24 protein-coding genes and 1 other RNA gene are annotated in these 19,984 nt (G+C 42.8%); 14 read left to right on the top strand and 11 right to left on the bottom strand.

What is annotated here, in order from left to right:
* Nucleotides 1–22: 22 nt before the first annotated feature.
* Genes I3252_RS05365 through I3252_RS05340 form a run of 6 tightly spaced genes read right to left on the bottom strand, consistent with a single transcriptional unit; the run spans nucleotide 23 to nucleotide 3,377 of the window.
* Nucleotides 23–295: a hypothetical protein gene (locus I3252_RS05365; protein WP_238034452.1), complete on the bottom strand. Its 273-nt coding sequence runs from the start codon at nucleotides 293–295 to the stop codon at nucleotides 23–25.
* Complete coding sequence (locus tag I3252_RS05360) at nucleotides 292–1,695, bottom strand: YdaU family protein (RefSeq protein WP_238034451.1); 1,404 nt, start codon at nucleotides 1,693–1,695, stop codon at nucleotides 292–294. Before I3252_RS05360 ends, I3252_RS05365 begins: the two co-directional genes overlap by 4 nt.
* Nucleotides 1,695–2,396 (bottom strand): phage antirepressor KilAC domain-containing protein, encoded by a 702-nt coding sequence (locus I3252_RS05355; protein WP_238034450.1) that lies wholly within the window; start codon nucleotides 2,394–2,396, stop codon nucleotides 1,695–1,697. The genes I3252_RS05360 and I3252_RS05355 overlap by 1 nt, the downstream gene beginning before the upstream one ends.
* 40 nt (nucleotides 2,397–2,436) lie before the next feature.
* A complete protein-coding gene (locus I3252_RS05350) occupies nucleotides 2,437–2,625 on the bottom strand; it encodes a hypothetical protein (RefSeq protein WP_238034449.1) in 189 nt (62 codons plus the stop codon).
* Nucleotides 2,618–3,067 carry a phage regulatory CII family protein gene (locus I3252_RS05345; RefSeq protein ID WP_238034448.1) on the bottom strand — a complete coding sequence of 150 codons (450 nt, stop codon included), beginning with the start codon at nucleotides 3,065–3,067 and terminating at the stop codon, nucleotides 2,618–2,620. The genes I3252_RS05350 and I3252_RS05345 overlap by 8 nt, the downstream gene beginning before the upstream one ends.
* A gap of 58 nt (nucleotides 3,068–3,125) precedes the next feature.
* Nucleotides 3,126–3,377: a hypothetical protein gene (locus I3252_RS05340; protein ID WP_238034447.1), complete on the bottom strand. Its 252-nt coding sequence runs from the start codon at nucleotides 3,375–3,377 to the stop codon at nucleotides 3,126–3,128.
* Between the two features lie 285 nt (nucleotides 3,378–3,662).
* Here I3252_RS05340 and I3252_RS05335 point away from each other — a divergent pair, with 285 nt between their 5' ends.
* From I3252_RS05335 to I3252_RS05300, 9 genes are all read left to right on the top strand, one after another.
* Nucleotides 3,663–4,253: a S24 family peptidase gene (locus I3252_RS05335; protein WP_238034446.1), complete on the top strand. Its 591-nt coding sequence runs from the start codon at nucleotides 3,663–3,665 to the stop codon at nucleotides 4,251–4,253.
* Between the two features lie 177 nt (nucleotides 4,254–4,430).
* A complete protein-coding gene (locus I3252_RS05330; protein WP_238034445.1) occupies nucleotides 4,431–4,721 on the top strand; it encodes a hypothetical protein in 291 nt (96 codons plus the stop codon).
* A gap of 127 nt (nucleotides 4,722–4,848) precedes the next feature.
* Nucleotides 4,849–4,974, top strand: a complete 126-nt coding sequence (locus I3252_RS14195) for a hypothetical protein (protein ID WP_269129632.1) — start codon at nucleotides 4,849–4,851, stop codon at nucleotides 4,972–4,974.
* A gap of 1 nt (nucleotide 4,975) precedes the next feature.
* The gene (locus I3252_RS05325) at nucleotides 4,976–5,173 is read left to right on the top strand and encodes a TraR/DksA C4-type zinc finger protein (RefSeq protein WP_191114966.1); all 198 of its coding nucleotides are present in this window, start codon (nucleotides 4,976–4,978) and stop codon (nucleotides 5,171–5,173) included.
* 17 nt (nucleotides 5,174–5,190) lie between these two features.
* Complete coding sequence (locus I3252_RS05320; protein WP_238034444.1) at nucleotides 5,191–5,718, top strand: hypothetical protein; 528 nt, start codon at nucleotides 5,191–5,193, stop codon at nucleotides 5,716–5,718.
* Nucleotides 5,711–6,262, top strand: coding sequence for a hypothetical protein (locus I3252_RS05315; RefSeq protein ID WP_238034443.1), 552 nt, complete (start codon nucleotides 5,711–5,713; stop codon nucleotides 6,260–6,262). The genes I3252_RS05320 and I3252_RS05315 overlap by 8 nt, the downstream gene beginning before the upstream one ends.
* Nucleotides 6,255–6,425, top strand: coding sequence for a hypothetical protein (locus tag I3252_RS05310; RefSeq protein WP_238034442.1), 171 nt, complete (start codon nucleotides 6,255–6,257; stop codon nucleotides 6,423–6,425). Before I3252_RS05315 ends, I3252_RS05310 begins: the two co-directional genes overlap by 8 nt.
* 192 nt (nucleotides 6,426–6,617) lie before the next feature.
* Entirely contained in the window at nucleotides 6,618–7,772 is a 1,155-nt protein-coding gene (locus I3252_RS05305) for a tyrosine-type recombinase/integrase (RefSeq protein WP_238034441.1), read from the top strand.
* A 144-nt stretch (nucleotides 7,773–7,916) separates the two neighbouring features.
* Entirely contained in the window at nucleotides 7,917–8,516 is a 600-nt protein-coding gene (locus tag I3252_RS05300) for a hypothetical protein (RefSeq protein ID WP_238034440.1), read from the top strand.
* A gap of 231 nt (nucleotides 8,517–8,747) precedes the next feature.
* Here the strand turns inward: I3252_RS05300 and ssrA are convergent.
* Both ssrA and I3252_RS05290 read right to left on the bottom strand, forming a co-directional pair.
* Nucleotides 8,748–9,125, bottom strand: a transfer-messenger RNA (tmRNA) gene (gene ssrA, locus I3252_RS05295).
* Between the two features lie 90 nt (nucleotides 9,126–9,215).
* Nucleotides 9,216–9,887, bottom strand: coding sequence for a dienelactone hydrolase family protein (locus tag I3252_RS05290; RefSeq protein ID WP_201553616.1), 672 nt, complete (start codon nucleotides 9,885–9,887; stop codon nucleotides 9,216–9,218).
* 363 nt (nucleotides 9,888–10,250) lie between these two features.
* Between I3252_RS05290 and I3252_RS05285 the strand changes: the two genes are divergently transcribed.
* From I3252_RS05285 to I3252_RS05275, 3 genes are all read left to right on the top strand, one after another.
* Nucleotides 10,251–11,045 (top strand): response regulator, encoded by a 795-nt coding sequence (locus I3252_RS05285; RefSeq protein WP_238034439.1) that lies wholly within the window; start codon nucleotides 10,251–10,253, stop codon nucleotides 11,043–11,045.
* Between the two features lie 42 nt (nucleotides 11,046–11,087).
* Nucleotides 11,088–12,932: a two-component system sensor histidine kinase CreC gene (creC, locus tag I3252_RS05280; protein WP_238034438.1), complete on the top strand. Its 1,845-nt coding sequence runs from the start codon at nucleotides 11,088–11,090 to the stop codon at nucleotides 12,930–12,932.
* Between the two features lie 162 nt (nucleotides 12,933–13,094).
* Entirely contained in the window at nucleotides 13,095–13,295 is a 201-nt protein-coding gene (locus I3252_RS05275; protein ID WP_238034437.1) for a hypothetical protein, read from the top strand.
* A gap of 138 nt (nucleotides 13,296–13,433) precedes the next feature.
* On the opposite strand, the gene aroC is transcribed toward I3252_RS05275, so the two are convergent.
* Nucleotides 13,434–14,537, bottom strand: coding sequence for a chorismate synthase (gene aroC, locus I3252_RS05270; protein ID WP_238034436.1), 1,104 nt, complete (start codon nucleotides 14,535–14,537; stop codon nucleotides 13,434–13,436).
* A 144-nt stretch (nucleotides 14,538–14,681) separates the two neighbouring features.
* Nucleotides 14,682–15,848 (bottom strand): 50S ribosomal protein L3 N(5)-glutamine methyltransferase, encoded by a 1,167-nt coding sequence (gene prmB / locus I3252_RS05265; RefSeq protein WP_201501570.1) that lies wholly within the window; start codon nucleotides 15,846–15,848, stop codon nucleotides 14,682–14,684.
* Between the two features lie 290 nt (nucleotides 15,849–16,138).
* On the opposite strand from prmB, the gene I3252_RS05260 reads away from it, so the two are divergent.
* Entirely contained in the window at nucleotides 16,139–17,578 is a 1,440-nt protein-coding gene (locus I3252_RS05260) for a L,D-transpeptidase family protein (protein ID WP_238034435.1), read from the top strand.
* 116 nt (nucleotides 17,579–17,694) lie between these two features.
* Here the strand turns inward: I3252_RS05260 and I3252_RS05255 are convergent, their stop codons facing one another.
* Nucleotides 17,695–17,907 (bottom strand): hypothetical protein, encoded by a 213-nt coding sequence (locus I3252_RS05255; RefSeq protein WP_238034434.1) that lies wholly within the window; start codon nucleotides 17,905–17,907, stop codon nucleotides 17,695–17,697.
* 290 nt (nucleotides 17,908–18,197) lie between these two features.
* Between I3252_RS05255 and I3252_RS05250 the strand changes: the two genes are divergently transcribed.
* A complete protein-coding gene (locus I3252_RS05250; RefSeq protein ID WP_238034433.1) occupies nucleotides 18,198–19,934 on the top strand; it encodes a DUF389 domain-containing protein in 1,737 nt (578 codons plus the stop codon).
* Nucleotides 19,935–19,984: the final 50 nt, after the last annotated feature.

Below are 19,984 nucleotides of genomic sequence, written 5' to 3'. Positions count from 1 at the left end.
ACTCACATCACCTTCAAATGGTTTACCGCAAAATAGTCATAACGCAGTTTTCAAAAGGTGACTCCGTAAACCTGATGTTTGTACCTCCAAAAACTCTCATGGCTGTATGCAACTGCATAATATGCATACCATCGACATCCATCTTAGTAGCGCTATAATTGGCTAACATTTTGCAGGTGGCTCTAACCTCTGCATTATGATCATCTAGTATTTGTTGACCGAGCTTAGTTAACTTGAGCTTCACCTTTTGGTTGATATTTACTGGCCCTTGAGCGTACCCATCGAAATAACTCATACTGCCTCCTTCATTTCTCTTGATAAACGATCGTATGCTGCTACTCGAGCTTCACCAGACTGAACATACCTATCTACATACGCCTCAGTCTCCGCAGTTGTCATGCCTGGTAAATGTGAACGCTTGCAGCCATTCAAGAACAGGGGCGCATACTCATCAGTAGGCTGGTTTACGCTGTGGCTTGGATGGTAGACAGGCGGTAAGTCGCTATCAAAGTTTGAATCGCCTTTGTTACCCGTGGTTCCCCAATTTTCGTTATCTGTAGAGAAACGGCCCTTAGCTTTTTCCTGACGTGCTTGATCGGCTTTTTGGTTGTTTGCTTCACGCATCATCCATTTGATTAGTTTTACTTTGCGATAAGATTCTGTGGTCAGTGGATTGCCTTTGAGCGCTTGCTCAGCGTAATGAGCTTTGAATGCTGAGATTTCAAACTGATACTGATCATCGGTCAGCTGTATCATCTTGCCTGCTTTGAATAACTCACCGCGCATCTGGTCAATGGTTGGTGCTTCCCAACTCTCAATATCATCAGCACGTTGGTCACGTATCTGGTCAGCTTTGGTTGCTGGCTGGTTAGCTGATGGCTGTGGTTCAACTGGTACTGGTTGGCTGGCTGATGGTTGGTTATTGTCAGTAGAGTTATCCACAGAACCATGGTTAAACTTATCCACAATCACCTCGCCTGTGTTTGTGTGTGCGTCTCTCTCAATAACTGGTTGTTGGTTACTGGTTACTGGTTCATGGTTACTAGTTATAGCAGCGTTTTTTGCGTTACTAGCGTTACTGTCATCGTTACTAGGCGTTACCGTTTGCGTTACATCACTTGTAACGTTATTAGCGTGACACTGCTTGATAGCGTCAATATGCTTGGCGTGTAATTCTCTTAGATCAGCAGTACCAATGTCCTTGTTAACAGATACGCCTATATCAGTAAGGTCATTAATCATATTGCGTTTGTCTTGACGAGACTTACGCACACGTTCTGCAGGTGTCATAGGTGCATCATTATCGTTACACGTAACGTTACATGATGCGTTACTTGGCGTTACACCTTGCGTTACACCTTGCGTTACATCATTCGTTACAGCGTTACGCTTGCCGTTACTATCAGCGTTACCGTTTTTGAATTTGTAATTCTTAATCTCTTTATCGATGCGATGATGGTGATGACGCTTACCACGTTTGACAAAGTATTCATCAAGTATGTATTCGAGCATCTTGAGATATTCAGGCGTAGTACATAGCAGACGACGAGCCAGCTTATCCATATCTGACGAATCGATGGCTTGTTCGTTGTGATAGTACATATCTATCAAGTCGCGATAGATGGCACGCTCAGGCAATGACAGATGGCGTGTTGAGTTATTAAAATCAGCAATGTTGAAGTTATAGAAATGCATTAGGCCACCTCATGAACGATGGCAAAAGTCTTAGCAAGGTGCGTAAGACCCTTTGGCGTGAATAGTGGCTGTGTTGTAGCGACTCGCTCGTTGCTGTTGCCTTGATACGTCACTGCCCGTTCTTCCATAAAGCCTTGCTTCATGCGGATACTACTCATCTTTAGCTTTTTGCGCGTATCGCGGTACATCCAATCATGGCCTAGGCACCAATTAACAAACTTGTTTTGTGGAATACCTAGCGCCTTGGCAGTATCTCGAACACTTAAACTACCCATGGCGCAGTCGATAACATCCAATGCTGCAGCTTTAGGCTCAGTAAGTGCTAAGCGCTCATTCTGCTTATCGATTAAATCAGCTTGATCAGCAGCTAATCGCAGCGCCTGTGACAAGGTTTGTGGAATAACTGGTGCACTTGCTTGCGCTTCTAGCTCTTGCCAGCGATCGATGACGGCTGCTGTAAATTCAGGCGATAAACGAGCAACAATAACTAAGCTGTCACGCTGGTCTGATAAGAAGTGAGTATATTGCTGACCATTCTGCTCATGCATGTATTGGTGGGGTGTCGTATTTTTTACGATACCCTTTTCAATCAAAGAGCGAACTAGCTTTAATACATTGTCATGAGGCTTGGCACATAGATCTGCCATTTCGCGGCTAGACATGCGCTTATCGTTATTTGCTTGCATCAATTGAATATTCATTGTAGTATTCCTTTATCTAGTTTTTGCTTTGAAGAAACGCCTAAAGCCCATCAGTTCCAGCTGATGGGCTTTTTGTTTGGGCGACTGCTTTGTGTTTAAGCTCCCACCCTTGTTTGTGCTGGCAAGCACGTTCGATACGTTCAAACTCACGTTTGATGTCTGCATCATTACCTGTCACAACTAAAGCCGTTCTTAGCTGGCTAGCTTTACACTGATCAATCTTATGCATGATTACCCTCACAATGATTCGTGATTTGGACGCTAAGTGTGCGTAGCATCTTCATCGTGTCTTGAATTTTGGTTTGTAGTGCATCACGTTCATTGCAATCAATGCGACCATCTTCTAATGCCTTATGCATCTCAGACATAACATCACCCTGGCATGCAGATGTAGATAGCGCTGTCATAAGTATGCTTGCCTGCGTTGCCTCACCTTCAACCGTACAGAACACACCGCCAAGGCGATGGGCCATAGCTTGAATGATGCTAGTGTCGCCTGTGTATTCCATGATGGTTAACGCTTCATCTAAGCGTAGATGGTGCGTAGGTGTGGTTGGATTGACCTTATTGTTGAGTACAGTGCTCGACATACCCATGCGTGCTGCCAATGCGATAGAACCACCATGCTTTGGGTTATGTACTGTTTTGTGTGCTGCGTCTATTACGTCCATCGAGTCCTACCTATTTATAAAAACGTGTTATTGATTAAGGGTTGGTTGTAGTATTGGTTTAAGCAGTTTGCTTCTTGAGCTCAGGAATCAAATCCTCTAACTCAACCTTGCCAGCACATGCTGATACTATGGATTGAGCAAGAGAAATAGAGCAACCACCCCAGCCATAAGCAATCTGACGCAAGTTATCAAATGATGTGCCGCATTTATCTGCAAAATCCTTGCGGTTTTCTACTGGCATATCATTTAATTTTTGCTTTAACTCCACGACGACAGGGCGACGACGTTCTTTCTTAGTTGATTCAATCATTATTTAGCCTCACGCTATATTTTAATGTTAGTTTATAACTAAACTATCTGCATTGCAAATTATGTTTTGCACTCATTTACTTCGCAGTCGTGTTTTAGTTAAATACTAAACAAAATAACTAGAAGGAGTCATAATGTGGACATTGGAAGCATAAGAAGAAAGAACATGCTTGATCTTATTTCAAACTTTAGGACTCAATCAGACTTTGCAGATGCAGTTGGCAAGCCAGCCTCATATATAAGCCAGATTAAGAAGGGTACGAAATCGAATGGCGAACCTATAAGTATGGGTAGCGAGTTTGCACGAGATATAGAAGAAAGTTTAGGCTTGGTTCACGGCTGGATGGACTCAATAGAAGACGCTAAAGCAGAGGGAATCGCTGCAGAAAATGACGAGAGCGCATTGGATCATGTATCGGTAGGAGTTAAGACGGCTTACCCATTGGTCCCTGTTAAGTATCTAGACATAAAGGCTAGCTGTGGTAACGGTTACGCCAATGAAGACCACCCATCAGCCCATACGCAAGTATTCACAGTTGAGTTCTTGCGCGCCAATAGTTTGCCTATTGATGGTGATGGTCTCGTGTTGATGCATGCGTGTAGTGACAGCATGGGCTACACAATCCCACACGGTACATTGATGCTGGTTAATACTAATGAGCGAGAATTTGATAATTTCACTAATAACAAAGTTTATGTGTTCAACGCCGATGGTGAGATGATATGCAAACGAGCCATTAAAAACCTAAACGGCACTGTCATACTTAAGTCAGACAACATGGATAAGGATAGCTATCCCGATCAAATAATTAGCCGCGATACTTTTGGACAATTCAACCTCTTTGGACGGGTACGTTACACTTTCAGCCAGTTATAAGCTCTATACCTCAATAAAACCGCCTATATGGCGGTTTTTTTATGTCTGTAATTTGTGTAATTGACACTATTTAGTCTATGACAAACTATTTTATTTACCTTTGAACTAAATTTATACTTGCGTTTTATTTAGTATTATACTAAATTATGTTTATCACATCGACACAGAGTAACCGTTATGAACTCAATCAAAGACTTTCTAGCCAGCATTGGCGTTATCGCATTACTGGTTCTTGGTATGACAGCAGCAACGGCTGGCGTGCAGTATATCAATCAGGCTTTTGAACGTCAGGAAGCAGGTCAAGACGCGTTGATTGCCGAACATAAGGCGTATCTAGCCAGCGACGATGACAACTACGTCACAGACCCTATGAATGGGTTTGACGATGAAGTCTACGAAGCGTCTGAGCAGGCTAAAGTAGCGAGTCATGCCAATCTGTTTATATCCACAGCTTACGGGAGAGAGTGATGATTGATTTTAAAATGATATTTTTCATCGTTCTAGGCTTAGCGATTTATAACTTTGCCAAATGGGTCTTTAAAGGTTATTTAAAGTCTGAAATCAAAAAACAGGTTGATAGCAGTAAGGATTAATAATGCCAGAACATAAATCACCGCAAGAAATGGAAGCCTTAGCGCTTGAGCTGCTCGAAACTGAGCTAAGTCTGGACATGCCAGCAAAGACCTGCCCTATCTGTGGCAGCAACGTGGAGAGTAATTAAGATGGCTGATGATATTGATCGCGCTGGTGAACGTATCGATGCTGAAATGACAGCTCGTCTGCGTGCCCTACCAACATTTAACATGCCGTCATTGCTTGATTGCCAAGCTTGCGGTGAAGAAATACCAAGCAAGCGACGCGCCATTGGTGGTGTTACCCGGTGCGTTGACTGTCAAAATCATTTTGAAGGGCGTCGTTGAACGTAAGGAAGTGGCAGATGTTAAGACTAAATAACAGCTCAGTAGCACGCGAGACTATCAATGGTATTGATGCGGTCAGCATGTATGCTGTATTTGATGATGTGACCAAGGCTGGTGTTATCAAACATAAGCATGCACAGCGCTTTGCTATCAAAGACAACCTGCTAACGCTGAACGGTGCACAGCATTGTTTGGTTGATCCAGTCGACTTGAACGCCGATCCTGAAGATTTGATTCAATACTTTGAGGCGCGGTTTGGCAGTGTTCAGCCGGATATCTTTGTAGAGCCGCCATCGTCAAGGAGTGGTATCCAAATACCAAAATCCATCAGAGAAGTACGCTGGGAATATCCTGATATGCAATGGCGTGCAACCGATAAGAGTGGCGCTGTTGCATACTTCGATCGTAGACCAGTGCTAGACAAAGCAGGCTACTGGGTGTCAGCAATCGATGGTGTTGTCGCTAGATATGGCAAATCACTATGTATCGCTGATAACTATCAGTGCAGTGTGCAAAATATTAAAGTTGGAGCTAATAATGGATAAGTTTATCAAAGAAGGTGATTTTAATTGGCTGTGCTTGGCGCTAAAAGACGATTGTATAGCGAACGAACATTTCGAGCTTATACACGTCGCTAATGGCAATGCTTATGCAACAAATGGCCACCGTATGCACGCAGCGCCTTGCAAGCTAGATGACGGTGTTTACTGTCGTTACGAGATTGCCAGAAGTTTAGACATCAACAACATACCCCCGGTAGAAACCGATGTTGAGATACCTGATGGATTTAAGCCGCAAGTCGTTATGATCAAGCAGGCAGCTAAAGCTTTTAATCCGGCTAGTGAAGTAAGGGCATCTAATTTTTATGTACAGAATGGCTTTTATGGTCAACTGGTGCCAAAGGACGGCAGTAGTAAATTTCAGCGCATCTATGTGCTTGAGGCGCTGTTTGGTATGTCGACCAAAGGTGGAACTATCCTGCACGTTCACACCAATGACGATGGCGAAAACTTTATGTATGCCAATGATGGTGAGCGTTCGTTTATTGTGATGGGTATGAAGCTGGATAAGGAGAACGACTGTGAGTAAGGTTTATCAGAAACTAGGGTTATTCGGCAAGACCTATTGGTACGATGACGGCTTGTTTGTTAAAAAAATAACCAAGCAGCAATATGATGAGATAGTGGTTAAATCTCAAGTCGCTAAAGAGTTGGCCAGACAACGGAATAGGGGTGAAAAACATGCCAAATGAATCTCAAGCCATAATCGACCTGCTTCACCAAATGGGCTTAACGCCGCTTGATTGGGTGGACGCCAAGCAATTCTCTGAACTAACGGGCATTGCTGAGCAGAAACTTCCTCACCGTAAGCAACACTGGCCAGAAAACGTTGTTTGGACGCGAGAAAGTAATAATATATATTACTCAATAAGAGGATATAACAAGTGGATGACACAGCAAGCAGACATACGTTACCGCAAGGCGTGCGGCTTAGATCGGGACGCATTCAGATCTACTTTAGCAGAGACGGTAAGTCCTATCACGTCACGCTCCCGCACCCAGTCACTGCGGAAGGCATCAAAGCAGCTGCTAAAATTAGACGCGACCTAATTACTAAAGCCGAATGGGGTGTGCTCACAGAAGCAGACCTCGCCAGCGCTAAAGGCGAAATGATTAATGATGATAGCGTCATCGTCGGTGATGGCGCCCTATTCCAAGAAATCGCCCAAAAGTATCTAAAGCACTGTGAAGCTAATACCGACTCCAAGAAAGACTACGTGAGTGCATTGAACAAGCACTGGATGCCTGAAATGGCACTGATACCCATTCACGAAATAACGTCTGATCTAATACGTGACATCATCTCTGACATTAACTTCAAGTCTGACAAGACCTTTAATAATTGCCTGGTACCACTTCGCGGTGTCTTTGATAAAGCTATTGAGCTGCGATTAATCACGCCTGCAGAAAACCCAATGGCCATGATTAAAAATAAAAAGGTGCAGTCAGGACTGCCTGACCCATTCACTCGAGATGAAATGAATGCCTTGCTGAATTGGCTAGATAAGAACTTAGCAGATAAGGACCATTTTTATTATTGGTATTTTGAAGTAGCGTTTTGGACTGGATGTCGCCCTAGTGAGCTGAACGCTCTAAGATGGAAAGATATTGATTGGTTCAACGGCTCAGTGATTATCAATAAAAGCCGTGTGCGCGGCGTTGAGAAGCAAGTTACCAAAACTCATACAGCGCGTGAAGTATATTTGAATGACCGCTCGAAGCGTGCATTTGAAGCACTGGACGCTATGAAGCTAAGTGATGACTATGTGATGATATGTCCAGAAACGAATGAGCCTTTCTACAATGAAAAGCCTGCCCGCATGAGATTGATTGAAGCAATGAAGTCTACAAGGGTGAGACATCGCCCAGCATATAATGCCAGACACACCTATGCCACAATGCTGCTCATGTCAGACGTAAACCCAGTGTTTGTAGCCAACCAACTGGGGCATAGCTTGCAGATGCTCATTAAGCGATATGGTCGCTGGCTGCATGGTGATCAGAACAAGCTTGAGATATCCAAGCTGACAACTGACTGACATGCTCTTGCCAGCCAATCATTTTACAAAAGCACCTTTAATCCTGCTGAATGAATTTCATAGGTTCGCATTTCAAATGCGAACCTGATGTTTGCGAAACTTGTTATAATTTGGGTTTACGCAACTATGCCTAAAGGATAACTTATGCCATTGACCAAATTTCAGGAATCGCTTCTGGTCTTAACCGGATTGAAAACAGTGATGCAAAATGATTTAAGAGTCATAAAACGGTATATACATGACGAAGATGTTAAGTGGTCTTTAAGCAACAAAATGCTCATAGATATCTGCTCGTTCTTAGAGGAATACAGAAGATTTAATAACTATGCAAAGGATAATACATATATTCGAGATACGATGAAAATAACTGCACCAGCAATTAAAAGGCTTAAGAGTTGGTCTGGGATTCAGGGCTTAAGAAACACTGTGTTAGCTCACGGATTCCGTGACGATAACGATCAAGGAAAACCAACGTGTTTGGATAAGAGATACTTTGATGCAGATATTCCAACGAATTACGCAGAAATTATGCTTCTATCTGAATACTGTGTTTATGTGATATCTGCATTTATGTGTCGACACAAAGAAGACCATCAACTGGCAATCAGCAAGCAACCTTCCGGAGACGCCAATGTATCTAGAGGTATAGAAACCCTAGAAGATTTTAACAAAGATGTTGAAGAGCTTCAAAGACATATGTTTGAGCTTGACCCTACCTTAAAAAATAGATTTGGTATTGATTAAGACCAAAAAAATGACATAGCAAACCCAGCTAATTTAATATCAATAAAAAAGCGTAATAGCTTGCCGCTACAGTGGTTTTTTGTTATTCAGTTAATACACTCCTTTCCTTGAGAATGAATTTGCAAACAATGTACAAGCAGAAACAATGATATACCCTTGACAGCCAATCATGTCAAAATCATGTCATAAAAAAAGCCAGCCACCTAAGTGACTGACTTCTTTCATTATATTTGGTGGAGATGGCGGGAGTTGAACCCGCGTCCGCCAGCATTACGCTCATGAATCTACATGTTTAGTTTCTGTCTTTAGATTTAATCCGCACCGATCCGACAGTCAGGATGGATTGGACGATTCTCTACTTTTGAACCCAAGCGATTGAGACAATCACTTGTGGCGAGCCTACATGCGGACGCTTCAACTTAGTTGACCAACTGTAGGTGATCAGCAACTAAGTAAACAGGTTTAAACCATGTAAACAGGGTTTAAGCTGCTAGAGCGTAATTTTCGTCGTTTGCGACTATAACAATATATGTTTGATTAACGAGAGGACATATACTCTCGACATGCATCATTGAGTTTCATTACCAGCGTCGAAGCCAGAACATCCCCAATAAGGTCATCAATTATATAGGACTTATAGGTCGACTTTCAACATATATAATATCTATATTACATTACGTTACGTTACAGCTGCGCGCTCTAAGCCAGTACTTTATTGAACCACTTACCAATATTTTGAATCTGCGGCATGCAAACTTGATGTGCCATCGGATAAGTATGATAAGCAACATTATAGCCTTTAGCGGATAATAACTGCTGCGCCTGCTCGCCCAAAATTACAGGAACAACTGGATCATGCGTACCATGCTCAATCAATATTGGCATATCTTTATTAGCAGCGCTATAGCTAATATTATCATTAGTCGCTAGATAAGTAGAGAGTGTCATCAAGCCAGCTAAACGCTGCGGGTAGCCAAGTGCCACATGATATGCCACTGCCCCACCTTGCGAAAATCCTGCGATCACAATGTGTTCAGGCTTAACGCCACCCTCTATCTCACGGCTGATCAAATCACGGATTTGCTGCGCAGACTCTTCAATCTGAGCGACATCGACTTTACGCTCTAGGCTCATCTCTAAGATGTCGTACCATGCTGGCATTACCATACCACCATTCACCGTCACTGGGCGCTTTGGTGCATGCGGGAAAATAAAACGCACTGCCATATTATCCGCTAAACCTAGCTGTGGTACCACTGGCTCAAAATCATGACCACTCGCGCCCAAACCATGTAGCCAAATAACGGCTCTATCTATCTTTTTTTGCGTTGGATTATGCTCAACGATGACCGCATCTAAATAGTCACTCATATTTTTAAATTCCTTTAAATAAAAATGGTAGGTACATCAAACTTATTTTTAGTAAAACTGATATTCGCACTATATTTCAATATTTTTTATAATAATACTGATTATTTTACAGCCTTTCATCAAAACCGCCAGTCAAAAAAGTCTTCGCTAATAATGCCAATTTCCATCAACTTTTCACATCTTTTAAGGCCTGATAGCAAAAGCGAGTACGACTTTTGTGCTACGATAAATTCGTCAACTTAGATAACACTCTAGCTACTACTGTATGATGCCCTACACTCATTTTTCAATGTTCGTATCTCATTAGATATTAATACCCCCTTCATCTTAAATAGTTTTTCTTTATATAGCGATATAGAGCTTATGACCCATATTTTATTGGTAGAAGACGATCCTGCTATCGCGATGTCACTGAAAGTCACTTGCAAGCGTGAAGGCTGGCAAATCACTTGGCTCGATAATGCGAGCAGTGTATTACCAATGCTGCGCAATTTACATAAAAGCGCTGAAGCGCAAAATCTATCGGCGATTATTTTAGATGTTGGGTTGCCAGATGGCGATGGTCTCAGTCTCTGTCAACAAATACGCCACACCCCTGATATTAACGGCTTAAAAGACATTCCTATCATCTTCTTGACGGCTCGTAGCGATGAGGTCGATCGTATTTTGGGTTTAGAAATGGGCGGCGATGACTATTGTGCCAAGCCATTTAGCCCGCGAGAGTTGGTTGCCCGTCTAAAAGCCATTTGGCGACGTGAGCAATTATTGTCTCAGTCCTCCACCTCCCATACAACAGAAGCCAGCGATACAGTCAACCCTGCCTCTTTGAATACTATGTCGGGGCAGGCGTTAATCTTTGAATGTCAGTCTGGCATCTGGCACTACCAACCGCTTAATTATTCGTTAATGTGGCAAGAGCAGAAGCTTGAGCTAAGTAACACCGAACGCAAAATCTTATTGACCTTGTTAAAAGCGCCCAATCAAGTCTTTAGTCGTGAGCAACTGCTCGGCGCTGTGAGCGACTATCCCGATCATCGCTTAGCGAGAACCATAGACAGTCATATCAAGTCCATTCGTAAGCAGCTGGCGACTGTCGATGCCAGCATCGATGTTATCCATACGCATCGCGGCTTGGGCTACGCCTTGTGTCCAGCATAGCTGCACTGCCTATAGCCATATTTTGATTAAAACCGATATTCTATGACGTCAAATAATACACCTAAAAATATGAATCATAAAACCAACGATAGTGCTAACAGGCATCCTAATACTCATATTAATAAGGCTGATAACAGCGCGCATGCCAGCCAAAGCAATTGGTATGCAAAACTTCATCCTATCGGCACCGCGCAGCAAACGACTAAACCAAAACGACTGCTGAATTTAAGTATATTTTTTAGGATTTGGCTCGCGTTGGCGTTAGTGCTGATTATCTGCGGTGTGGTCGCATTTACTCAGCTGTTTGGTTATGTCAAACCGACGGCGCAGCAAGTCATCGAAGATACGTTGTTAGATACCAGCAAATTGCTGGCAGCAAGTTTGCAGATACCGTTATCTTCAGGACAATTATACGATGAAGAGTATCAAACTAAACTCGATGCGGCATTTATCGGTGCGCCCACGATAAGTAAAACAACAGATCCAGAATATAAAAATAAAAGCCCTAGCAGCTTTCGGATATATATCACCGATGATAAAGGCGTTGTCATATACGACTCACTACCCGAACCTGACAATGATGAAGGACAAGATTACAGCCGCTGGAATGATGTCTATCTAACGTTAAATGGTCAGTATGGCGCGAGAAGTACAACGCTAGATCATAATCAGCGAGATGGTACGGTGATGTATGTGGCACAGCCGATAAAGGATGAAACTGGCAACTTGATTGGTATCATCAGCGTTGGCAAACCTGTCGCTAGCGTGTTGCCTTATTTGGACGATACGCGCAATCGCATGCTTATCACAGCACTGCTCATGAGTATTGCTGCCCTTATATTAGCAGGACTGGTCGCATGGTGGCTCAAGCAAAGCATCAGTTTGGTGACCCAATATACCAGTGCACTGGCAGAAGACACCAAAAAGCCCTATTTTTACTTAGGTCATGAACTTAATAGCCTAACGGATACCATTGAGTCTATGAAACATCGATTGGAAAATCGCGCCTATGTCACCGACTACGTTCATACTCTGACCCATGAGCTCAAAAGTCCTTTAACCGCCATTCGTGCCAGTAGTGAGTTGCTAGAAGACGACGGGCTTGATAAAGAAGATCAACAGATGCTCATCCAGTCCATTGGTGAACAAAGTATCAAAATGCAGCAATTGATTGATCGGCTACTATTACTTGCCAAAGTTGAGCAACCGACTTTTAAGCTGAATCGCCAGCTGACCCCTCTACTACCGTTGTTGCAAACCCTTGCAAAAGACAATAGCGCTAAATTGCAACAGCAGCACCTAGCGCCTATTGACATCTATCTTGATAATAAACGGGTTAGTGAAACAGACCTTTTATCACCAGATGCCTTGGCAAATACCAGCGTTTTCGCTGACCAGTTTTGGTTGGTACAAGTGCTGCAAAATGTATTGGACAATGCCATTCATTTTGCCGATAGCACAGTCGTTATTTATCTGCACAGCATCGCGCAACATGGTTCAGCGCAAACTGTGACTATTGATATCTTTAATAATGGTAAATTGCTCCCTGAGTATGCCGTTGATAAAGCGTTTGACCGTTATTTTAGCTTATCGCATCAGAGTCAAGCTGCTGAAAAAACCTCAGAGCATGCACCAGATAAATCTTCCAAGTTAGAAATCAAACAAGCACAGCAGCCCAATGTCACAAGCAATACCCTAAAAAAAGGCACTGGCCTTGGTCTAACCTTAGTCAAGCAAGTTATTGAGCATCATGGCGGTCATGTTGCCATTACTAATATTCAAGCAACTAGCGATGACAGTAGTCAAAATAGTAATAAAAATAACGCTGCTATTAAGCAATATTCAGGCGTGATGATTAGTATTACCTTGCCTTTGACTAAAGAATAAAAGCTTAGATAATATAGACAGTTACTCAAATTCATTAAATTATTTTCGATTAGCAATAATGCCAGTCCATGAATTTTCCATCATTCCTACACAGGTTTTCTATCTGCTTGTTTTACGATAGCGTTATTCAAATTCGTAATCCCTATTAAGGATAGAAAGGCCATGAAAGACGCTATTGAACAAAATCAAATTATAGAAAACTGCTTAGGCGGTAGTCGTCATTTTTGCCTACAAGCGCTGTCAGGTGAAGGGATTGATAGTATCGCTTTTGGGCATTGGTTAGCCATTCCCAGTCAACAACTGCTATTGGTATTTCGCCACCAGCAATGTGTGGCTATTGACCACTATCAAATAGCGGCTTAAAAATTCATTCAAGTTAATGATTAAATCTTATCAACTAAGTTGCTGGTTTTTTAATTATTTATAAAAAATCAGTCAAAAAAAACCTCTATCATATCTAGTTAGAAATGATAGAGGGTTTATAATTTTACGATAAACAATCTAAGTAATAGATGCTACTGGCTGCTCAACATCCGCATTTTGACCGCGATGGCGCAAATAATGATCGAGCAAGACGATAGCCAGCATGGCTTCTGCGATAGGCGTGGCACGTACACCAACACAAGGATCATGACGACCTTTGGTCAGCATATCAACCGACTCGCCTTGTGTATTGATACTCTTGCCAGCCGTCGTAATACTAGAGGTTGGCTTAAGCGCAATACTGACACGGATGTCTTGCCCTGAAGAGATACCGCCCAAAATACCACCAGCATGATTGGCAGTGAAACCGTCTGGCGTCAGCTCATCACGAGAACTATGACCGAACTGTCCTGCCACTGCCATGCCGTCGCCGACCTCAACGCCTTTAACAGCATTGATGCTCATCATCGCATGGGCAATATCCGCATCCAAACGATCGAATACTGGCTCGCCAAGTCCGACTGGCACACCGCTAGCGATAATCTCTAGGCGTGCCCCGCAGCTAGTGCCTTCACGGCGTAAACTGTCTATCAAGGTCTCAAAACGACTGACAGCATCGGCATCGGCGCAAAAAAACGGATTGCTATTCACAAAGTCCCAATCAATTTGGCTTGAGTCTAGGACATTGCTGTACTCACTGCCAATTTGGGTGACATGACCACGGACTTGCACACCTAAGCGCTCTTGTAGATATTTTTTAGCGATAGCACCTGCCGCCACGCGCATCGCAGTCTCGCGCGCTGAGGAACGCCCGCCGCCACGATAATCACGAAAGCCATATTTCATGCTATAGGTATAGTCGGCATGACCGGGGCGAAACGTGTCTTTAATCTCGCCATAGTCTTTGGACTTTTGATTGGTATTACGAATCAGCAGGCCAATAGAGGTGCCGGTCGTCTTACCCTCAAACACACCAGAAATAATCTCAACTTCATCGGACTCACGGCGCTGGGTAGAGTATTTAGACGTGCCCGGTTTGCGGCGATCTAAATCGATTTGCAAATCATCTGCGGATAAGGCTAAGCCAGGCGGCACGCCATCGACGATTGCCATAAGACCTGCACCATGCGACTCACCACAAGTCGTGACTGTAAAAACCTGTCCAATGCTATTGCCTGCCATATTTATCCTTAAACAAATGAAGTCGATTTTTAAGTAATGAAGTCGATTTTTAAGTAATGAAGTCGATTTTTAAGTATCGCGTAAATCTCGATGGTTTTATTGCTCAATAGTTCTCTTGCTTGATAGCTTTGTTACTTTATAGCTCTATTGAATGCTATCTAACAGTTGTACGTAAGCATTGAACAGCTCACGATGTGCCATAAGCTCATCATAAGTAATCGCAAAGACACCGTGACCACCGTGGGCAAATTTCAACCAATCAAACTGAATTTCAGGATAGGCTTGCTTTAATGCCCACTCACTATCACCTACTTCACAAACTAACAAGCCTTCAGGGCTCAGATAATCTGGCGCTTCAAACAAAATACGATGCACCAAATCCAGCCCATCTTGACCCGCGGCTAGCGCATGCTCTGGCTCATATAAAAATTCAGGTGGCAGCTCTGCCATAATAGCCGCATCAACATACGGCGGATTGGTGACTATCAACTCATACTGGTGTTCAGCAGGAATCTTAGCAAACAGATCGGACTCAATCACATTAACCTGATGCCCAAGATCATGATGATCGACGTTAACCATGGCTACTTCAAGCGCACTTTTATCGATATCAACAGCATCAACCAGCGCATCAACAAAACGCGTCGCAAGTGCAATAGCAATACAACCAGAGCCAGTGCATAAATCTAAAATACGCTCAGGCTGCGACAGCTGCTTGACCTCTAAACCGTGATCATAAAATGCAGCAGCCTGCTCGTTGACGCTCTTACCAAGTGGTTTGGCAAGCTCATTGACATCAAAATATGGATGGAACTGCTGACGAATCAATTCTGCGATAGGCGATCTTGGAATTAGCACCCGCTCATCGACATAAAAAGGCAAATCACAGAAGTATGATAAGTTGATCAAATAGCTTAATGGTTTACGCTCAGCGATACGCTCTTCTAACAAACTCAGTACCAACTGCTTCTCTGATGTGGTCAAGCGACAATCGAGAATCTGCTCATTGGCTGACCAGTCTAAAGCCAGAGAATGCAAAACAATGGCGGATGCTTCAGCAAACTCATCGGTGGTGCCTTGTGCAACGACCACATCATAATTACGAAGCTGGGTGACCGAAAAGCGAATAAAATCACGAATACTGACCAATTGCTCGCGGGCCTCTTCTAATTCTGCAGGCAAATTGGCAAATTGCTCGTCTTCACTCAGAATCCCACTCTCTAAATCAAACACCATTTCACTCTCTAGACCATCGTCATTGAAGTATTGATTTTGAAACTCTTCTGCGCTCATTGTTTGGTCTTCTGACATATCGCACCTTGCTGATTACATGTTCACTGACTACATGCGGATGGGTTAAAACGCCTTTTATTAAAAGCCGATCTATTAAATAAAAATTTATTCACCATTATAGACATAAACGCTAAGTTGCGCCAATTTTTGCAGTTTTATATTCATAAAAATGGTTCTAAAAACAATGTGAATAATGAGGATTGTAGGTAAGAATAGCGCATCATCTTATGCATACCCTCGCTCAGTTATTGCCCAACTGTAGTGAATACGTCAACGGTTGACGTTTGGCAAGACTTTAATGAAAAAAGATGTGTCAAAAGTTTGCGAAGCATTCAAATTATGCGCATAATAGCCCCATTAGTTATAACCATAAGTATCCCAATATGATGAAAATGAAGCCTCTTATTACCGCTATATCAATTGCTATCGTTACTACCAGTGTCAGCGCCGTTGCCGCACCTGCTGATAATACGCGCACCCTGCCAGTACGAACTGCTGACTCAATGCCTAGCATTGCCAAAAAAGTTAGCCTTGATGTACAAGAGAACCGCAGTAGCTCAATCGATGGTCGTGCGCCTGTTGTAGCCACGCCTGCCTTGAAGCCTAATTCACCTGATCGTATGACTCAGCTGATTGACGAAAAGCAGGAAGTCGATGTAGAGACAGCGCAACAAGCAGTCAGTGCTGATAATATGACGGTAGAAGAGCTGGCTCGTAAAGATGTGCAGTCTGATAGCACTGACGATATTAGTGAAGGTCAAGCTGTCGCTGCCCCTACCGCAGCCATATCTGATGCTAGCCCAGCAGATACGTCTATCAAAAGCATCGAAGATGTTAATGGTAAAAAACATACTACGCTGAATTTGTCGAATTACGCCAAACAGGTAAACGGTGCCACATGGACACCGAATATGAAAGTTAACTCGGCAATGACGATCAAAATGCAGGCACTGCTTGATTGGAACCATGCTTCTCCTGGCGCCATCGATGGCGGCTGGGGCATGAACAGTAAAAAAGCCCTCATCAACTTCCAAACCATGAAAGGCTTGCCAGCGACGGGTAAAATGGATCAAAAAACGTGGGATGCATTAAATAAAAATATCCCAGCGAATAAACCAGTGCTCGTGACCTACACCATCACTGAAGATGATATTAAGACCAACTTTGCCAGCACACCTGCAGGTTCAGAAGCTAAGTCCAAAATGAAAGGCTTATACTATCAAGACATTAAAGAGATGTTTGGTGAGCGCTTCCATATGGATGTGCGTTATTTAGATAAGCTCAATAAAAATAAGCAGTATAAAGCGGGCGAAACCATCACTGTTTTAAATACCCGTGCACCACTTAAGCAGCGCATTAACCGTGTGGTTGCCAATAAAGCCGATAAGACATTATATGCTTATAACGGCGATAAACTGGTAGCTACTTACCCAACGACAATCGGTAGCGATGCCACACCATCGCCACAAGGTTCGTTTAAAATCATTAACAAGGTGAAAATGCCTTGGTATAAAGCAACCGTTGGTAAAGGCGCAGACAAAAAAATACATATGCTACCACCAGGACCAAATAGCCCTGTTGGCGTCGTATGGATGGGCTTGTCTAAACCTTCATATGGTATTCATGGTTCACCAAAGCCTGAAGGCATCAGTCGCCAAGCCTCTGCAGGTTGTGTGCGTTTGACCAACTGGGATGTATTAGAGGTTTATGCCAATATCGAAAATGGCGCGACTGTTGAACTTAAATAAATTGATCTTAAATGATAAGTCATAAATGATGAATAAAAAAAAGACCTTGTTATCAAGGTCTTTTTTTATGGCTGATAATCGGATTTATTGATTTAAATTGACAACATTATTCGCTTTTATGCTTTATAGCCTTCTTCATTACCAGTGATGTTGCCAACTTTTTTGGTAAAAAACATGCCTGCAGGGATAGACACCAAAACGCCCAATGCTACTGCTATTTGGATATGAGGTATTTCATTAAAACCTGTGACTAAAGCGCCAATCATAAAAACGCCAATGGTAACGGTTGCTGCGATTGAATAGATAACAGAGAATAATGGCCAGTTCATAACTTATTCCTCATTTTTATTGTGGATATAGTACCTTTATACACTAAACCCATAAAGAAAGTAAGTATTTCCTATAAACCTGCGAGCCAGCTATAGTAGGTGACTAAGCATAAAAACCCTGTTAGAGTTAAGGTTTTTATTGTTATTAGTTAATGATGCATAATTTTACTATTTTAAGTATTACTATTTAATGACACTGCGCTCTATTTAGTCGTAAAAAAACCATATGTTGTCCTCTTTTTATCATTACAATAATGTCTTTCTTTTACTTTTTAAGAAAGCCCTCTGCCATGACCTCACCTGAAAACAAACCCTCTAATGATTCTTCAGTTATAAAAGATGCTTCAAGCATGGCCAATTATCCAGACAAAAAAGCGGCGCTAACTGACGCAGATGGTAGCTCTGTACTAGATAGCACTGTCGAACATACTGAGTCTTCAAAAAGCTCAGAGACTCATGATAACAATGACTGTGGCGAGGATATGGCTTGTGCGCAGCCGCCTGAAACAACGATAGCGATAAAGTCCATTGGTGCTGACGAGGTAGTGGCAACGTTAGAAACCGCTCAGCCCAACAATGAGTCTGAAACAACTAAGCTTGAAATCACTGGGCTTGAGACACCACTATCCAATGAATCGTTAAAATCGATAACAGCGCCCAATCATAAAAATCTAGAAAATGCATCAGCAGAACATGCTCAAGCAAAAGAAGATGACGCTGAGGTAACGGTAGAGGCTATTGCCCCCGCTGATGCACAAAGCACTTATCCTATCTCTGATAGCCATCAGCAAGAAAGCAAAGCAAATAGTGACAACACAAAACCGTCCTCAATTGATAAACAGCCAGACACGCCTAAAAATAATGACACTATTGTAAAAAATACTGTAAAAGATAAAGTCGATAATCAGGAAGAACTAGAAGACGAGATTAAAGAAAAAAAAGAAGCTAAATTGGAGTCTTATAAGCAATTTGTTGCCGAGCAATTTAGCAATCAAAAGGTAGACTATCCAGAAGTACGGGTCAGAATCGAAGCCAACGCTCTGCCTAGCAAAATGTATTTCATTATGAATATACTTTCTGCCATCATCGCCAGTTATGGACTGGTGACCAATTCAGCTGCCGTCGTCATTGGCGCCATGTTGGTTGCCATGATGTTAGGTCCCATTACTGGCATAGCGTTAGCGATTATTGATCATCGTATGCCATTGCTACGTAAATCACTGATTACGGTTATCGTTGGTGTGTCCTTAGTGGTATTGGTTGGTTTTATCGTCGGCTGGTTACACAAAGATCAGCCACTGACCGCAGAGATATTATCGCGCACTCAGCCAACCTCGATGGATTTAATGATTGCTCTAGCGGGTGGTACTGCTGGTGCTTATGCGATGGTTTCACCGCACCTATCAGTGGCAGTGGTCGGCGTGGCGGTAGCCACTGCATTGGTGCCACCTCTTGCCGCGAGTGGGATATTATTTGCCAATGGCGAGACGCAGCTTGGACTTGGGGCACTGCTACTGGCGCTAACCAATATTATTGCTATCCAGTTTACCAATGCTTTAGTACTTTGGTTATTAGGCTTTCGCCGTTTGGTCGATGACGATTATAAATCCAGCACCTATTTGACTTTTTTACGCCGTAATGCGGTGACGTTATTATTATTGGGCGGATTGGGTACATATTTGACCATCAATCTGCAAACCAACGCCAAGCAGCAGGTATTTGAGAGTAGCGTCAAAGAAGCCATCAATAGCTACTTTATCGACAAAGGCAACGTGCTGACCAATACGCAATTTGATACCTCAGAAGAAAATAAAGTCGTACGTGCGGTCATTCGCGGAGAGACGACGCCTACCTCATACGATGTACGGCAAATCGAAACCGTTATTACTCAAGATATGACAGAGAATTTCCCTGAGTATCTACCCATTAAGCTACAGCTACGCTACTTGCCAGTACAAGTCATTGAGTCTAATCCATTGATACAAGATAAACTGGACGAGACTGATGCGGCGATTTTGACCAATTAGCTTTTTTGACCAACTGGCTTTGATGCGCTACAAATCCATCGAGCATCTAC

The organism is Psychrobacter sp. Ps4, assembly GCF_022129285.1.
GTDB classification, from domain to species: Bacteria; Pseudomonadota; Gammaproteobacteria; order Pseudomonadales; family Moraxellaceae; genus Psychrobacter; species Psychrobacter immobilis_A.
The sequence above is the reverse complement of the archived record's forward strand: the minus strand, read 5'-3'. Positions and strand labels throughout refer to the sequence as shown.

Excerpts from the sequence above, each read along its gene's own strand:
- I3252_RS05365 (WP_238034452.1), bottom strand. The coding sequence starts at position 295 with ATGAGTTATTTCGATGGGTACGCTCAAGGGCCAGTAAATATCAACCAA.
- I3252_RS05360 (WP_238034451.1), bottom strand. The coding sequence starts at position 1,695 with ATGCATTTCTATAACTTCAACATTGCTGATTTTAATAACTCAACACGC.
- I3252_RS05355 (WP_238034450.1), bottom strand. The coding sequence starts at position 2,396 with ATGAATATTCAATTGATGCAAGCAAATAACGATAAGCGCATGTCTAGC.
- I3252_RS05350 (WP_238034449.1), bottom strand. The coding sequence starts at position 2,625 with ATGCATAAGATTGATCAGTGTAAAGCTAGCCAGCTAAGAACGGCTTTA.
- I3252_RS05345 (WP_238034448.1), bottom strand. The coding sequence starts at position 3,067 with ATGGACGTAATAGACGCAGCACACAAAACAGTACATAACCCAAAGCAT.
- I3252_RS05340 (WP_238034447.1), bottom strand. The coding sequence starts at position 3,377 with ATGATTGAATCAACTAAGAAAGAACGTCGTCGCCCTGTCGTCGTGGAG.
- I3252_RS05335 (WP_238034446.1), top strand. The coding sequence starts at position 3,663 with ATGGGTAGCGAGTTTGCACGAGATATAGAAGAAAGTTTAGGCTTGGTT.
- I3252_RS05330 (WP_238034445.1), top strand. The coding sequence starts at position 4,431 with ATGAACTCAATCAAAGACTTTCTAGCCAGCATTGGCGTTATCGCATTA.
- I3252_RS14195 (WP_269129632.1), top strand. The coding sequence starts at position 4,849 with ATGCCAGAACATAAATCACCGCAAGAAATGGAAGCCTTAGCGCTTGAG.
- I3252_RS05325 (WP_191114966.1), top strand. The coding sequence starts at position 4,976 with ATGGCTGATGATATTGATCGCGCTGGTGAACGTATCGATGCTGAAATG.
- I3252_RS05320 (WP_238034444.1), top strand. The coding sequence starts at position 5,191 with ATGTTAAGACTAAATAACAGCTCAGTAGCACGCGAGACTATCAATGGT.
- I3252_RS05315 (WP_238034443.1), top strand. The coding sequence starts at position 5,711 with ATGGATAAGTTTATCAAAGAAGGTGATTTTAATTGGCTGTGCTTGGCG.
- I3252_RS05300 (WP_238034440.1), top strand. The coding sequence starts at position 7,917 with ATGCCATTGACCAAATTTCAGGAATCGCTTCTGGTCTTAACCGGATTG.
- I3252_RS05290 (WP_201553616.1), bottom strand. The coding sequence starts at position 9,887 with ATGAGTGACTATTTAGATGCGGTCATCGTTGAGCATAATCCAACGCAA.
- I3252_RS05285 (WP_238034439.1), top strand. The coding sequence starts at position 10,251 with ATGACCCATATTTTATTGGTAGAAGACGATCCTGCTATCGCGATGTCA.
- creC (WP_238034438.1), top strand. The coding sequence starts at position 11,088 with ATGACGTCAAATAATACACCTAAAAATATGAATCATAAAACCAACGAT.
- I3252_RS05275 (WP_238034437.1), top strand. The coding sequence starts at position 13,095 with ATGAAAGACGCTATTGAACAAAATCAAATTATAGAAAACTGCTTAGGC.
- aroC (WP_238034436.1), bottom strand. The coding sequence starts at position 14,537 with ATGGCAGGCAATAGCATTGGACAGGTTTTTACAGTCACGACTTGTGGT.
- prmB (WP_201501570.1), bottom strand. The coding sequence starts at position 15,848 with ATGTCAGAAGACCAAACAATGAGCGCAGAAGAGTTTCAAAATCAATAC.
- I3252_RS05260 (WP_238034435.1), top strand. The coding sequence starts at position 16,139 with ATGTGTCAAAAGTTTGCGAAGCATTCAAATTATGCGCATAATAGCCCC.
- I3252_RS05255 (WP_238034434.1), bottom strand. The coding sequence starts at position 17,907 with ATGAACTGGCCATTATTCTCTGTTATCTATTCAATCGCAGCAACCGTT.
- I3252_RS05250 (WP_238034433.1), top strand. The coding sequence starts at position 18,198 with ATGACCTCACCTGAAAACAAACCCTCTAATGATTCTTCAGTTATAAAA.